The 14141-nt window shown below is 40.8% G+C and carries 12 protein-coding genes; 7 read left to right on the top strand and 5 right to left on the bottom strand.

Going from position 1 to position 14141, the window contains the following annotated elements:
* Positions 1–78: 78 nt before the first annotated feature.
* Genes NSU13_RS16660 through NSU13_RS16650 form a run of 3 tightly spaced genes read right to left on the bottom strand, consistent with a single transcriptional unit; the run spans position 79 to position 3779 of the window.
* A complete protein-coding gene (locus NSU13_RS16660; RefSeq protein WP_034281174.1) occupies positions 79–1221 on the bottom strand; it encodes a Ger(x)C family spore germination protein in 1143 nt (380 codons plus the stop codon).
* Positions 1211–2308: an endospore germination permease gene (locus tag NSU13_RS16655; protein WP_342489646.1), complete on the bottom strand. Its 1098-nt coding sequence runs from the start codon at positions 2306–2308 to the stop codon at positions 1211–1213. The genes NSU13_RS16660 and NSU13_RS16655 overlap by 11 nt, the downstream gene beginning before the upstream one ends.
* On the bottom strand, positions 2298–3779 hold the full coding sequence (locus tag NSU13_RS16650) for a spore germination protein (RefSeq protein ID WP_034281169.1): 1482 nt from the start codon (positions 3777–3779) through the stop codon (positions 2298–2300). Before NSU13_RS16650 ends, NSU13_RS16655 begins: the two co-directional genes overlap by 11 nt.
* Before the next feature lie 755 nt (positions 3780–4534).
* On the opposite strand from NSU13_RS16650, the gene pgsB reads away from it, so the two are divergent.
* From pgsB to NSU13_RS16625, 5 genes are all read left to right on the top strand, one after another.
* Positions 4535–5716 (top strand): poly-gamma-glutamate synthase PgsB, encoded by a 1182-nt coding sequence (gene pgsB, locus NSU13_RS16645; RefSeq protein ID WP_024423670.1) that lies wholly within the window; start codon positions 4535–4537, stop codon positions 5714–5716.
* A 15-nt stretch (positions 5717–5731) separates the two neighbouring features.
* Positions 5732–6181, top strand: coding sequence for a poly-gamma-glutamate biosynthesis protein PgsC (gene pgsC / locus NSU13_RS16640; protein WP_024426301.1), 450 nt, complete (start codon positions 5732–5734; stop codon positions 6179–6181).
* 18 nt (positions 6182–6199) lie between these two features.
* The gene (locus tag NSU13_RS16635) at positions 6200–7366 is read left to right on the top strand and encodes a CapA family protein (protein ID WP_024426300.1); all 1167 of its coding nucleotides are present in this window, start codon (positions 6200–6202) and stop codon (positions 7364–7366) included.
* Positions 7363–7533, top strand: a complete 171-nt coding sequence (locus tag NSU13_RS16630) for a hypothetical protein (protein WP_087976066.1) — start codon at positions 7363–7365, stop codon at positions 7531–7533. The genes NSU13_RS16635 and NSU13_RS16630 overlap by 4 nt, the downstream gene beginning before the upstream one ends.
* A gap of 108 nt (positions 7534–7641) precedes the next feature.
* The gene (locus tag NSU13_RS16625) at positions 7642–8865 is read left to right on the top strand and encodes a C40 family peptidase (RefSeq protein WP_046313026.1); all 1224 of its coding nucleotides are present in this window, start codon (positions 7642–7644) and stop codon (positions 8863–8865) included.
* 56 nt (positions 8866–8921) lie between these two features.
* Here NSU13_RS16625 and NSU13_RS16620 read toward each other — a convergent pair whose 3' ends face one another.
* Both NSU13_RS16620 and NSU13_RS16615 read right to left on the bottom strand, forming a co-directional pair.
* Positions 8922–9803 (bottom strand): Cof-type HAD-IIB family hydrolase, encoded by an 882-nt coding sequence (locus NSU13_RS16620; protein ID WP_200896496.1) that lies wholly within the window; start codon positions 9801–9803, stop codon positions 8922–8924.
* 208 nt (positions 9804–10011) lie between these two features.
* Positions 10012–10977: an LCP family protein gene (locus tag NSU13_RS16615; RefSeq protein ID WP_025093927.1), complete on the bottom strand. Its 966-nt coding sequence runs from the start codon at positions 10975–10977 to the stop codon at positions 10012–10014.
* A gap of 257 nt (positions 10978–11234) precedes the next feature.
* Here NSU13_RS16615 and NSU13_RS16610 point away from each other — a divergent pair, with 257 nt between their 5' ends.
* A complete protein-coding gene (locus NSU13_RS16610) occupies positions 11235–12599 on the top strand; it encodes a sugar porter family MFS transporter (RefSeq protein ID WP_342489645.1) in 1365 nt (454 codons plus the stop codon).
* Positions 12600–12735: 136 nt separating this feature from the next.
* Complete coding sequence (locus NSU13_RS16605) at positions 12736–14133, top strand: bifunctional glycosyltransferase family 2 protein/class I SAM-dependent methyltransferase (RefSeq protein WP_041115548.1); 1398 nt, start codon at positions 12736–12738, stop codon at positions 14131–14133.
* The last annotated feature ends 8 nt before the right edge of the window (positions 14134–14141 follow it).

Here is a 14141-nt window from a genome sequence, read left to right as displayed (position 1 = left end):
ACATAGATTATCATGAAAGCATCGAAATGACAATCTAAAAAAATAAAAAAAGAAAAGAAAGATGGCTTCTTCCTTTTCTTAACTAATGATACCTGTTTGTGTAATGTTCACTTTCACTTTTGGAATGATTTTCACCTTCGGATAATCGGTGACCCAGTTCATTTTCATATATTCATCATAGTGTCTGACCCGATATTTTCTGCCAAGGCTGAGGACGTCAGAATTCGCCTCTTGCAGGGCTGCAATGACTTTTTCGGCATCTTTTGTAAAAATAGCTGACAGCCTTTTATTTAACATTTCGATTTTCTTGTCTGTATCTAAATTGTCTTTCGGATATTCAAGAACAGAGGTGGTGAATTCATAGTCAAGAGAGAAGGTTACGTTTCGATGATCAGGATTGACGATTTTTATGTCTCTCTTTGAATCCGTTACTTGAATGGTGATGTAATTGTTCTCCTTTGATTTCATATCACTTCTTACTTTTTTCGTGAAGTTTGCATAACTGCCCATTTTTCCATCCATAATGGTGAGCAGAATGGCATCCTGTGCATACAGTTCACCTTTCTTTTTCTCATTATCAAATAAGGCAACCCCTCTCACACTCGTTAACTTTTTTGACTTATCGTAGTAGAGTAACGGCAGTGTGAAATCCTCGCCGGTTTGCAGCATTTTGGACCGGATATTTTGAATGTTCTTAGGTGCAACTTGAGAGGAGCGTGATGCGGAAGTGATCAGGTTGTTTAAATAGTCGCTCACAATGAGTTTTTCCTTGAGCAGAGAATTGATTAAGTCCACACAGCTCCCCCCTTGCACCACTGCCAAATTTGCGAGCAAAGGGCTTTTGGGATCGCGATAAAACATATCTAAGTAAGGAAGCAGCCGGTTTTGGGCAAATTCATCACCGATCAGCAGCACCCTCATTTTCGACATATCAATTTTTTGGTCTACACTCCGGCTAAAGTTGCTTCTTGCTTTTCTTAAAGTAGGCGCATCGGTTGTGAGAACAGTGGTTAAATAGCTGCCAGAATTCCCTTGCTGCATACTTTGAGACTGCTGCACCTTTCGATAGGTAATCGAATATCTCGCATTGTCATCTTCTCCTTGATCAACAGCTGAAGTTAATACGAGAGAGATGTCTTTTAATAGGTTTTGATCCCAGCAGCCAGGCATGAAAATGAGGGAAACACACATAAGCAGTGTCAACATGTACCTATGATGCATGTGATTTCACCTTCTTTTTGCGGTGTTTGATAAAGATGATAATGGCCATCATGATCGGAAGTGTGTAAATAAATGAATATTGTGCAACGGTGGTAAAGTCATTAAAGCGCTGAATTCTAAAGTTATCAGTTGAAAGAAAACAGCTTGCAGCATAAATCAAAATGGCAAAATAGTAGACATATTTTTTGTGATTTTTTTTCTTCAGCATACTGGACACACCATTTGCACAAAAGTACAGATAATTACTCAGTGTGGCTAAAATGACAAAGACCCAAAAGCTCAGAAAAATTAAATCCGTGCGCTCAATGACACCGAATGTAATGGTTTTTAATAGATACAAAACAGGATTCGGGATCACATCAAGCTCAGCCGGGCTGAAAAACATAAAACAAATCAATGTAATAAATAGGTAGTAAAGCGTCGTGCATATATTTGAAATGGTCATCACTTTATATCGTTCCTTAATGGTGCCCTTCATCAGTGGAGAGATAATTAAAATCATCTCAAATCCATTCATTGACAGCACCACGTCCTTCAATCCAAGCTGAAATTGAGAGATATCTGTTTGGAAAAAAGGCAGGAGGTAATCAATATTGGTTCCTTTCAATGCATAGAACATCAATAGAGAGAGCATGAGCAAAAAGGGAGTCAAAATAAAGTTAAACCTGACAATGGCTGTAATTTGCTCTTTTGCGATATAGATAATGCATATCATCAGTAATAGGTTAATCACCCAGTTTGGTGTGAGCGGGAGCACCCATATGCCAAGAATCCTTGTGAATATAGAAAGGACTACGATGCAAACCGAGGCAAAGTATAATGTATAGAGTACGACCAAGGCGCGTCCGATCCATTTTCCAAAGACATCAATCAGCGCTTGGAAAAATGACGTTTCTGGATACTTGTAGATGATATAAAGAAAAATGGTATTGATAATCTGGATAAAAAAACACGCGACAATTATCGCCATCCAGCCATCGTGTCCCATGTCTTTCATCAGCAAATGGGGGAGCGCTAAAATTCCAACACCAATTTGAGACTGGATGATAAAAAAAACAGCTTGAGGTGGAGATATTTTATTTTTCATTTTTCTTTGTCCACCCTCTCAGTTGTTCAATTTGTTTGTCTTTTTGCGGGTTTAAATAAACAGGGCGGTTTTTGTACATCCACATTGGGAGTCGAACTACCGTATCTTTTAAATCCTGCCAGTTAAATGGAGCAACAGGTGATAAATATGGCACCCCTAGTGATTCTAGGCGGCATAAATTCATGAGAATAATGGCGAGCCCAAATGAAATGCCAATAAATCCAAACATCGATGCCATAAACATGAGCGGGAAACGGAGCATCCTGATGGTGGACGTCATTTCAAACGACGGAAGTACAAATGAAGCGACAGCCGTCACAGCGACTACAATGACTTGGACATTCGAAATAAGTCCTGCTTGTACAACCGCATCCCCAATAACCAAACCTCCTACGATGCCAATGGTCTGCCCGATTGGTTTAGGCAGACGCACCCCAGCTTCACGTATAAGTTCAATTGTGATCTCCATCAGTATGGCCTCTATCAATGGAGGAAAGGGAATGCCAATTATAGAGTTCTTCATCGTAATGGCTAGTTCATCTGGTACAACCTCATAATGAAACGCAATAACAGCAATATAAAAAGATGGCAATATGACTGCGATGATGCAGGCAAGATAACGAAGAATACGAATAAACGTAGCAGGAATCCAGCGGCTGTTATAATCATCTGGCGACTGAAAAAAACTAAAGAACGTGATAGGCAGAATGATGGCCATTGGACTGCCATCCATGAGTACGACTATTCTGCCTTCAAGAATCGCAGATCTTACCTTGTCCGGACGTTCTGTATCAATCAGCTGCGGGAAAATAGAATATGAATCTTCCTCAATTGCCTCAACGATAGAGCCAGGACTTATCAGTGTGTCTACTTTAATAGAAGAAATCCGTCTGTTGACTTCTTCTACCTTTTCTTGATTGGCAATATCAGATATATAAACCGTTGCAAGCTTTGTTTCCGATTTTGTACCGACCTTATGATATTGAATGGCGAGCTTCCGATCATTTAAATGCGAACGCAGTAAGTAGATATTGGTATCAAGGCTTTCAACAAACCCGTCATGTGCACCCGCGATAATACTTTCAGAAGAAGGTTCAGAAATAGAGCGAAGCGGCGGCTGTCCGACAGCAAATAGCTTGATTTGCGAGGAGTTTTCATCAAGAAAGGCAATACTTCCCGCAATAATACTGTCTGTGATCAGTGTCAAGTCGCCTGTTTCAAGTGTGCTAAGAGATTTTATATAATTCTGCTTTCCAGGAGAGCCTAACAAGTTACCGATAATGAAATCATTTAGTTTTCCTTCATCTATTCTTGTTTTAATAAAAAACAGTGCAGATTTCGTTTCATTCACCATTAATTCTCGGTACTCAAAATCGCCGCTTTGCTGAAATGTTTTTTTCAGGATACGGATTTTTTCCTCGAAGCTGCCTGATAAAAAATGCAGGCGTGTTTGCTCATTGGTGTTTGGCATCTTTAGCCTCCTCTCACAGATTTTTAAGCATAGTGTAAGCCGAGAAGCGAATTTTATTCGTCATTTTTGGGGAAAGCATGACATGATCCGACAATTTTGAACACCTTTCAACTAAAATCTTGTTAAAAATGTTAAGAAATGATGAATCTTGATAAAAAGAAATGAATAATGTTTCATTGTTTAGGTCATAAGGAGCGAATCTCGTAATGAGAAACCATAACGAAATGATTAAATTTTTACATCTTATCCCAATTTTTTGTGACCTGAAAATAAGCAGATAACTTGATTTTTTGAGAGGTGACCTTTGTCATAGGTCAACACATAGCAATCTGACCAATGAGGATGACTTTCTAACCTGTTCGTTCAAAAATATAAAACATTCCAAAACACGCACTATTCATTTAAAGCGCTGATATGACTGATGTTATAGAGAAGAGCGGGCTTTAAAACATTGATTCAAAATACATCTTAATAATTGTCAAAAAATTTAGGGAGAAAAGGACAAAAGATTTTCGGATCATTGATGGTAACGCTTTCTCATGAATTCAGCAGAAATTCAGATTGATTTTTGTACGCCTTTTGGCCTTTTCATTTAAAGGATGGATAGGCAAAAAAGCCTTCTGATTAGAGGAATTTGGCATACGAGGAAGTGAAAGATTATGTTACATAATACCGATTGTGATTTTATGCTGAACAGATATACTGTTGATTGAATTTACATATCACACTCATAAAAAAAGGAGATGTAGATAGCGATGTGGTTAATCGTTATAGCCTGTGTCATCATGTTAGGGATTGGCTTTATTGAAAAGAAGCGTCATCAGAAAAATATCGATGCCCTGCCGGTGCGCGTCAATATTAATGGTATTCGCGGAAAGTCTACCGTCACAAGATTGACAACCGGTATCTTAATGGAGGCAGGTTATAAAACTGTCGGTAAAACAACGGGAACGGATGCAAGAATGATTTATTGGGATACGCCAGAGGAGAAACCGATTAAAAGGAAACCGCAAGGACCGAATATCGGAGAGCAGAAAGAAGTTATGAGAGAAACAGTTGAAAGAGGAGCAAATGCCATCGTCAGTGAATGTATGGCGGTAAATCCAGATTACCAAATTATCTTTCAGGAAGAGCTGCTTCAAGCAAATATTGGTGTGATCGTAAACGTTCTTGAAGACCATATGGACGTTATGGGGCCGACACTTGATGAAATAGCAGAAGCCTTTACAGCGACAATTCCTTACAATGGACACTTGGTTATTACGGATAGTGAATATACAGATTTCTTTAAAGAGATTGCGAAAAAACGCAACACAGAAGTCATTGTTGCGGATAATTCCAAGATTTCCGATGAGTTTTTGCGGAAATTTGAGTACATGGTTTTCCCAGATAATGCTTCACTTGCACTTGGTGTTGCCCAAGCATTAGGGATTGATGAAGATACGGCATTCAGAGGAATGTTAAATGCGCCGCCTGATCCAGGTGCGATGAGAATTCTCCCATTAATGGATGCGAAAACACCTGGACACTTTGTAAATGGGTTTGCGGCAAATGACGCAGCATCTACATTGAACATTTGGAAGCGTGTGAAAGAAATTGGATATCCAACAGATGAACCGATTATTATTATGAACTGCCGTGCGGATCGGGTAGATAGAACGATCCAGTTTGCGGAGGATGTACTTCCATATATTGAAGCAAGTGATCTTGTCTTAATTGGTGAAACAACTGATCCAATTGTGAAGGCATATGAGGAAGGGAAAATTCCGGCTGACCACTTACACAACCTTGAATATCAATCTACAGAAGAAATTATGAATATGCTTGAGAAAAAGCTTCATAATCGAGTGGTTTATGGAGTCGGCAATATCCATGGTGCCGCTGAACCGTTAATCGAAAAAATTCAAGAATACAAAATTAAGCAGCTTGTCAGCTAGGAGGAAATATAGAAAATGTTCGGATCAGATCTTTATATCTCGTTAATTTTAGGTGTTCTACTTAGTTTAATCTTTGCAGAAAAAACAGGAATCGTACCAGCTGGACTTGTTGTCCCGGGTTATCTGGCGCTCGTATTTAACCAGCCAGTCTTCATTTTAATCGTCTTATCTGTCAGCTTGCTTACGTATGTGATCGTTCGCTTTGGCTTATCAAAATTCATGATTTTATACGGACGCAGAAAGTTTGCTGCGATGCTGATTACAGGGATTGCCTTAAAGCTGATATTTGATTTCTTCTATCCAGTGGTCCCATTTGAAATAGCAGAATTCCGCGGAATCGGAATCATCGTCCCTGGATTGATTGCAAATACGATTCAAAAGCAAGGTCTTACGATTACCCTTGGAAGCACGTTACTTCTAAGTGGTGCAACATTTGCCATCATGTATGTTTACTATCTATTTTAAGATAAGGTGTGTCCAATGATGAATAAAAAATTGAGCTTTCAGGAAAAGCTGCTGAAAATCACAAAGAATCAAAAGAAAAAGACGAATAAACACGTACTCATTGCTTTACCGATCGTCATTGCTTGTACATTTCTATTTACGTTTATCGGGAAAGCACAAGTGCCAACTGTACAAAAGAATCCAGAAAACATCCTGACCGCTTCGTTTGTCGGTGACATTATGTTTGGAAGAAACGTAGAGAAAGTAACAGAACGCTATGGAAAAGAGCATCTCTTTCGTTATGCCAAGCCATATTTTGATGTGTCAGATTATGTGACAGGTAACTTTGAGCATCCTGTCGCATCAGATAAGGAACAGGCAGCCCAAAAGAATATTCATTTAAAAACAGATGAAGATTCTGTCCAAGCGTTGAAGGATTTAAATTTCTCTGTCTTAAACTTTGCGAATAACCATGCGGCAGACTATGGTGAAAAAGGGCTGAACAACACGATCAATGCCTTTGAACAAAATGGCATGGATTATACAGGTGCAGGCCGTAACCTCCAAGATGCGAAGCAGAACATTTCGTACAAAGAAGTAAATGGTGTCAAAATTGCTACACTTGGTTTTACAGATGTGTATGGGAAAGATTTCAAAGCAACGAATCGCCAGGCGGGTATTCTGCCAGCCGATCCATCTATCTTTATTCCGATGATTTCGCAGGCTGCTGAAAAGGCAGATCTCGTCGTTGTTCATGCTCACTGGGGACAGGAGTACAACAATGAAGTAAACGACAGACAAAGAGAATTGGCAAGAGCGATGTCTAAGGCCGGAGCTGATATCATTATCGGTGCCCACCCGCACGTCCTTGAACCAATGGAAGTCTATAACGGAACAGCGATTTTCTATAGCCTAGGCAACTTTATTTTTGACCAAGGCTGGTCAAGAACACGTGATTCTGCACTTGTTCAGTATCATCTGAATGAAGATGGAAAAGCGACATTTGAAGTTGTCCCAATGTACATCAAAGAAGCAACACCTGCTCCAGTAAAAGCAGGATCTCTAGAATCAAAAGCCATTATCCGTATGCTGACCAATGGAACGAATGCGGATTGGAAAGAAAAAGACGGACACATTTTCTTTGAAGTAGATCACGCTGATAAAGTTAAAAACTTAAAAGAAAACGGAGGGAAAGAGAAGAAATGAAATTCCTAAAAGCAAGCTGGCCGTTTGTTGCGTTAATTTTAGTCTTTGTCTTTATGTCTGCTTTTAAATTTAGTGACAGTCTGACAGATCACGAAAAACAAAAGATTTCGGTTGAAATGCAGAAAATTGAACAGCAAAAGCAGTCAAAAGCGGAAGCAGGTAAATAACCTAAAAAGGATAAAGGGCACGCACATCGCGTGCTCTTTTTTTGTCGAAAAAGGGTGTAAAATGAAAGGTGTCAAGCCGAAACTATAGAAGATTGGAGGGAAAGGATCATGAAATGGAAAGGAATATTGATAGGAGGGTGTGCGCTTGTAGGGCTGATGTTCATGTCTCAATCAGCGGTATCTGCTCAAACACCATCTCTTTTGGAGCAAGCGGAAAAGCTGATTGGAACACCTTATCATAAAGGAGGAACCGATCCAAAAACGGGCTTTGATGCATCTGGGTTTATTCAATATGTGTACAAGACATCCGAAACATTTGATTTGCCGCGGAAGGTAATCGACCAATATCAGATTGGAAAAAAGGTATCATGGGATAAAGCGCAGCCCGGTGACCTTGTGTATTTCCGAAGCCTTGAAGAAACAAAGGATATCCCAACACATGTGGCGTTGTACGCGGGGAACAATCAGGTCATCCACATCACGCTTAGTCAAGGTGTGGTGAAAACGGATGTCAGCAAAAGCAAATATTGGACAGACCGATTTTATGCGGTCAAACGCCTGCCCGGCACGCAAGAAATTTCTGATGATCCTCTTGTGAAAGATGCGCTGACCTATTTAGGAATTCCTTATGAATTTGGAGGAGCAGATCCAAAGACTGGATTCGACTGCTCAGGATTTTTACAGTATTTATTTGAAAAATCACTTGGAATCTATTTACCTCGAAGTGCTGAACAGCAGTGGATCGTTGGAGAAACAGTGGCATTAGACGATATCCGCCCTGGGGATTTTGTCTTTTTTAGCAACACATATAAGCCCGGAATTTCTCATGTAGGTATGTATATTGGAGGCGACCGCTTTATTCATGCGAGCCGTTCTGAAAGTGTGACAATTTCTTATTTGTCTGAATCGTATTGGCGCGAGAAATGGACAGGTGCGAAACGGTTAACAGATCTGGAGCTTGCGAAAGAGGACCCTATCGTATCAAAAGCCGCTACGTATATTGGTGAAGTCCCTTATGTCAAAGGCGGTACGAACCCAAAGGAAGGATTTGATACAGCAGGGTTCACGCAGTACGTGTATCAAGAAGTGCTTGGCATTGAGCTGCCCCGCTATGCATCAGGTCAAGTCAAAGCAGGTACACCTGTGAAACGTTCTGAGCTTCAGCCGGGAGATCTTGTCTTCTTCAGCGGAACATCATTGATGCCGGCGATATATGCAGGATCCAATCAAGTCATTCATGTGACTGTCTCAAACGGTGTTGTCTTAACCAATATGAAAACAAGTACGTACTGGAAGGACAAATATGAAACGGCTGTTAGAATCAAAAAATAAAGAAAAAGCCCGATCAATACTTGTATCGGACTTCTGGACTTCTCTCTAGGCGCTGATCAGACAAGCGTCTTTTTTTCATGGAATTGATTTTGTAAAAGAAGATCAATAAAATAAGCGACACCGTCTTCATGATTTCCTTTTGTGATGAAGGTGCTCTTTTCTTTAATGACATCAACAGCATTCCCCATTGCAATGCGGTGGCCTGCTTCTTCAAACATAGAAAGGTCGTTTGGGCTGTCACCAATTGCATAAATATGTGAGCGCTCTACACCATAATGGGCTGCGAGCTTTTTCAGGGCATGTCCTTTTCCAGACTCTTTTGGCAGCACCTCAATAATATGCTTTCCAGACGAGGTCAATGAAAGCTCGGGCATGTCTGCCAGAAGATTTCGTGCTTCGTTCAGTTTGTTCATATCAAAAGAGAAGCAGAGTAATTTATAGGTCGGTTCGTTCGACTCAAAAATCTCACGGATATCATCTACTGGTTTGATGCCAAATTGTTTAAATTGCGTCATGGCTCCTTCCCATAGATCAGCGAGATCCTCATTTGGGTTTGCGCTTTTGATCAGATCAAATTCTGCTTTCAGCTTCTCTTTTCCATCAAAAGGAGAGAGAAGAGCATCATCTGTATAGACTTCAAAGTAAATGTTTCGTTCCACTAATGCCTTTGCAGCCCGATTGCCCGCTTCTTGGTCCAATGTGATACGGCTGAAGAGCTCGTATCCTTCTGTATGGACAGTCCCGCCGTTTGCCGCAATAATGGGGATGTCCAAATCGCCAAGCAGCTCCTTTACATCAAAAGTTGCCCGCCCTGTACAGATGGTCACAATATATCCAGCTTCCTTTGCACGAATCAATGCCTCACGGTTTTGAGCGGATATTTCACTTTTTGTATTTAAGAGTGTACCGTCTAAATCAATTGCAATCATTTTTTTCATCGCTGTCAAATCCTCCTTCATTCATGCAATAGCCTCTTCAAAGTATGTACGATTTTCTTCATTCTCATAAAAAAGGAAGGTTGATTCCTCTCTATCAAGGCTAAACAAAAATGAGTGAATGATCAAGGAAATAAGACAAAGGGCTAAAATCAAGATCATTTTAGCCCTTTGTCAACAATCTAAAAGCGCCCCAAAGGGACGCTTTTATTTATGATAATTCAAGCTGCTTCTTCAATTCTGTTTTTACTTCGTTCAGCTGGTTTTGATCCAATTGGAAATAATAAACGCCGTTTGGCTGGTAATCCGATCCTTTAAGCTGAATGGTATCAACCGATTTCAATGAAGTCAGAAGCGGGAAAAGACCGACTAACTCCTTCATAGAAAGGGTGGTTGACACATTATCACCGAGTGTATCAATGATATTGTCGTATGACGGAATAGATGTTAATGATTTTGATTTATCAAAAATGGCTTTTAATACTTCCATTTGTCGCTGTCCACGCATTAAGTCACTATCTGCTTTTCTCGTTCTCACATATGCGAGCGCTTGATCACCATCTAGTGTATGAGTTCCAGTTTGAAGCACAACCTTGCCTTTTGTATCCTTTTTAATCTGTTTCACAAGATACTCATCCTTGATGTTAATAGGAACACCGTTTAATTCGTTGACGATTTCTTTAAACGCTACGAAATTACTTTGGATGACAAAATCGACCGGAATATCTAGTAAATCTTCAACTGTGCTCACTGTTAAATCTGCACCGCCAAATGCGTGTGCGTGAGTAATTTTATCAAAACCGTGGCCTGGAATATTAACGTATGAGTCCCTAGGAATGCTTAATAATTTAACGGTTTTATTTGTGCGGTTAATGGTTGCCAACACCATTGCGTCACTTCGTGCTTGTTTCACTGTTTCGCCCGGTCTGCTGTCAATTCCAAGCAGCAAGACAGAAAAACTGTCTTTTCCTGGATCGAATGCTTCAATTCGTTTCACAGATTGTGCGCCGCGATCAAGAGATACTTGAGCCTTTTTAGCAGCATTGGTTATTTTATAGTAGGCATAGCCTGTGACTGAAGCCGTTGTCAGTAAAAGAATACTAATGATAAAAAGAGTGACTTTCACCCATGGTTTTAAACGCTTTTTTCCTTTGCGTTTACTTCGTGATTGATCCATATATTTTAAACCCTCGCTATGATTTTATAGTAAAGATGTCCTTCTTTCTGCTTACAAACTAAAACAAATATACCTTAAAACGGGATATAGTGCGACATTTTTTTCACTAACGCTTAATTGACGTTTCCTTCTCGTAAAAAGTTTCAAAGATACACAAATGAAATATATTTGTCATAAAACATCGAAATGTTTGAAATGACAGGAAGTGAGGAAAATGACTTTTCATAGAGTACAGAGACAAAAGTGGGGTTATGTATATGAAAAATCGGAATGGATGGCTTTATTTCTTCGGCGCCCTTGGCGGTGCCTTATATGGCTATGATACAGGTGTCATCTCTGGCGCCATCTTATTTATGAAAGAAGATTTAGGTTTAAATGCGTTTACAGAGGGGCTTGTCGTCAGCTCGATTTTAATCGGGGCGATGCTTGGTTCCTCTCTTTCTGGAAAGCTGACAGACCAATTTGGGCGGAAAAAAGCCATCATCGCCGCAGCTATTTTGTTTATTATCGGTGGATTTGGTACAGCTCTCGCCCCGAATACGGAAGTGATGATCTTATTCCGAATTGTACTAGGGCTCGCTGTCGGGTGCTCGACAACGATTGTTCCATTATATTTATCTGAACTTGCGCCAAAGGAATCACGAGGGGCACTGTCCTCTTTAAACCAGCTCATGATCACATTTGGTATTCTTCTTGCCTATATTGTGAACTACGCTTTAGCGGATGCAGAGGCATGGCGCTTGATGCTTGGAATTGCGGTTGTTCCTTCTGTTCTTTTATTATTCGGGATTTTGTTTATGCCGGAAAGTCCCCGCTGGCTGTTTGTCCACGGACAGGCTGACCGTGCGAAGGAGATATTATCTAAACTCAGAAAAAGTAAGCAAGAAGTGGCAGAAGAAATTTCAGATATTCAAAAGGCGGAAAGTGAAGAGAAAGGCGGTTTTAAGGAATTATTTGAGCCATGGGTACGCCCAGCATTGATTGCTGGTGTCGGCCTTGCCTTTCTGCAGCAGTTTATCGGTACAAATACGATCATTTACTATGCACCAAAAACATTCACAAGTGTTGGCTTTGGGAATTCAGCAGCGATTTTAGGAACTGTCGGAATTGGTGCAGTGAATGTCATCATGACGTTTGTTGCCATTAAAATCATTGACCGTGTAGGGCGTAAAGCGCTGCTCCTATTTGGGAATGCAGGAATGGTCCTTAGTTTAATTGTCCTGTCAGTGATCAACCGATTTTTTGAAGGATCAACAGCAGCAGGATGGACAACCGTTATTTGTTTGGGTCTCTTTATCGTCATCTTTGCTGTCAGCTGGGGTCCTGTCGTTTGGGTGATGCTTCCAGAGCTGTTCCCAGTACATGTCAGGGGAATCGGTACAGGTGTCTCGACCTTCCTTCTTCATACAGGAAATTTAATCATCTCGCTGACATTCCCAGCTTTATTAAGCGCGATTGGCATCAGTAATCTCTTCCTCATTTATGCGGTCATTGGCGTAGTCGCCTTCTTATTTGTAAAATACTTGGTGACCGAAACGAAGGGGAAAAGTCTTGAAGAAATTGAAGAAGATTTAAAAAAGAGAAATCGTGCCGTCACAAGTGGCGAAGGAAAAACGGTATGAACGATGGCCAGCTGCCGTGTGCAGCTGGTTTTTCTATGTTAAACAAACGTTTAATCAAGAAAGGACATTCCCTCATCTTCTGAACGTGCTGCCTATCACATACATATGGAACAGGCGGGTGAAAGGTGGAAATGAGATGAAAGGGAAAACAAGCATTGTCATGCTGACGTACAATGAACTGCATTTGACGAAAACATGTATCGAGAGCATGAAACAGCATACGAACAGCGGCCAATATGAACTCATCGTCGTCGATAATGCGTCAACTGATGGCACGAAGGAATATGTAAGAGAGCTGGATGATGTGATTTTCATTGATAATGAAGAGAATGAAGGTTTTGCAAAGGGATGTAATCAAGGGGCAAAAAAAGCTTCAGGAGACAGCATTCTCTTTTTAAATAATGACACGATCGTGACGGAAAATTGGCTTCCTCCATTAAAAGAGGCGCTATTCGCTTCAGAACAGATTGGGATGGTGGGGCCCGTCTCTAATTATGTAAGCGGCCCTCAGATGGTCCAGCCATCGTATACAGATGTGAAGGAGCTCCCAGCCTTTGCTAAGGAGTATACGTCTAAGAGAAAAGGTCAGAGAACTTATGTGCACCGGCTTGTAGGGTTTTGCTTGCTCGTGAAAAGAAAGCTGATCGAGGATGTGGGATTATTTGATGAGCGGTTTGTATATGGATCATTTGAGGATGACGATCTATGTTTGCGGTCATTATTAAAAGGATATCAGCTGCAAATTGTGCATGATTCCTTTGTGCATCATCATGGTCATGCTACCTTCAATGCCAATCAAGATACGAACATCTCTACACTGTTTACTGAGAATAGACTTCGATTTTTAGATAAGTGGGGCATAGATCTAAATTTGATCACTCCTCATCCGTATTTTGCGGAATTACTCCCTGAGGACGCTGCACACGTGCTGGATGTTGGGTGCGGAGCTGGCGCAACTGGGCTTGAACTGATGAATCGGCAGTCTGTACACATGTACGGGGTAGAGGCAGATACATTAAAAGCAGCGGTCGCAAAGGCGTATTATGAAGAAGTCATCGAGGCAAATGCAGATGAATACCCATGGTCAGAAAAAGAGGCCTTTTTTGATGCGGTCATTTTTTCGGATGTTTTAGAGCATGTGTCAGATCCTTGGCACATCATTGAGCAAGCGCACGCCTCTTTAAAGCCAGGCGGCGTCATCATTTGCTGCCTGCCTAACATGATGCATGCAGAGGTGCTTCTTCCTTTGATGACAGGTGATTTTACTTATCAAGATGTAGGAATCTTAGACCGAACCCATATACGGTTCTTCACACCAAACACCATGCGTGCGCTTTTCCCAGACCAATTATTTGAACGCGTGATCGAGCAGCGGATCAATGTACAGATTGATCAAAACGTCCAATTGTTTTTTGACGAGGTGGCAAGAATAGGAGCATCACTTGGCTTTCAAACAAAAGCGTTGTCTGATCAAGTGACTTTGTATCAGCTTCTCATTGTCGTACGTAAAAAAGGCGGCTCTCTTTTGGGATAACCGCCTTT

The organism is Bacillus sp. FSL M8-0049 (assembly GCF_038593355.1).
GTDB classification, from domain to species: domain Bacteria; phylum Bacillota; class Bacilli; order Bacillales; family Bacillaceae; genus Bacillus; species Bacillus safensis.
Note: the sequence above shows the minus strand (reverse complement) of the source record. Positions and strands in the feature narration are given on the sequence as shown.

Bases quoted from the DNA above. Each gene is read 5' to 3' on its own strand.
- NSU13_RS16660 (WP_034281174.1), bottom strand. From the start codon at position 1,221: ATGCATCATAGGTACATGTTGACACTGCTTATGTGTGTTTCCCTCATT.
- NSU13_RS16655 (WP_342489646.1), bottom strand. From the start codon at position 2,308: ATGAAAAATAAAATATCTCCACCTCAAGCTGTTTTTTTTATCATCCAG.
- NSU13_RS16650 (WP_034281169.1), bottom strand. From the start codon at position 3,779: ATGCCAAACACCAATGAGCAAACACGCCTGCATTTTTTATCAGGCAGC.
- pgsB (WP_024423670.1), top strand. From the start codon at position 4,535: ATGTGGTTAATCGTTATAGCCTGTGTCATCATGTTAGGGATTGGCTTT.
- pgsC (WP_024426301.1), top strand. From the start codon at position 5,732: ATGTTCGGATCAGATCTTTATATCTCGTTAATTTTAGGTGTTCTACTT.
- NSU13_RS16635 (WP_024426300.1), top strand. From the start codon at position 6,200: ATGAATAAAAAATTGAGCTTTCAGGAAAAGCTGCTGAAAATCACAAAG.
- NSU13_RS16630 (WP_087976066.1), top strand. From the start codon at position 7,363: ATGAAATTCCTAAAAGCAAGCTGGCCGTTTGTTGCGTTAATTTTAGTC.
- NSU13_RS16625 (WP_046313026.1), top strand. From the start codon at position 7,642: ATGAAATGGAAAGGAATATTGATAGGAGGGTGTGCGCTTGTAGGGCTG.
- NSU13_RS16620 (WP_200896496.1), bottom strand. From the start codon at position 9,803: ATGAAAAAAATGATTGCAATTGATTTAGACGGTACACTCTTAAATACA.
- NSU13_RS16615 (WP_025093927.1), bottom strand. From the start codon at position 10,977: ATGGATCAATCACGAAGTAAACGCAAAGGAAAAAAGCGTTTAAAACCA.
- NSU13_RS16610 (WP_342489645.1), top strand. From the start codon at position 11,235: ATGAAAAATCGGAATGGATGGCTTTATTTCTTCGGCGCCCTTGGCGGT.
- NSU13_RS16605 (WP_041115548.1), top strand. From the start codon at position 12,736: ATGAAAGGGAAAACAAGCATTGTCATGCTGACGTACAATGAACTGCAT.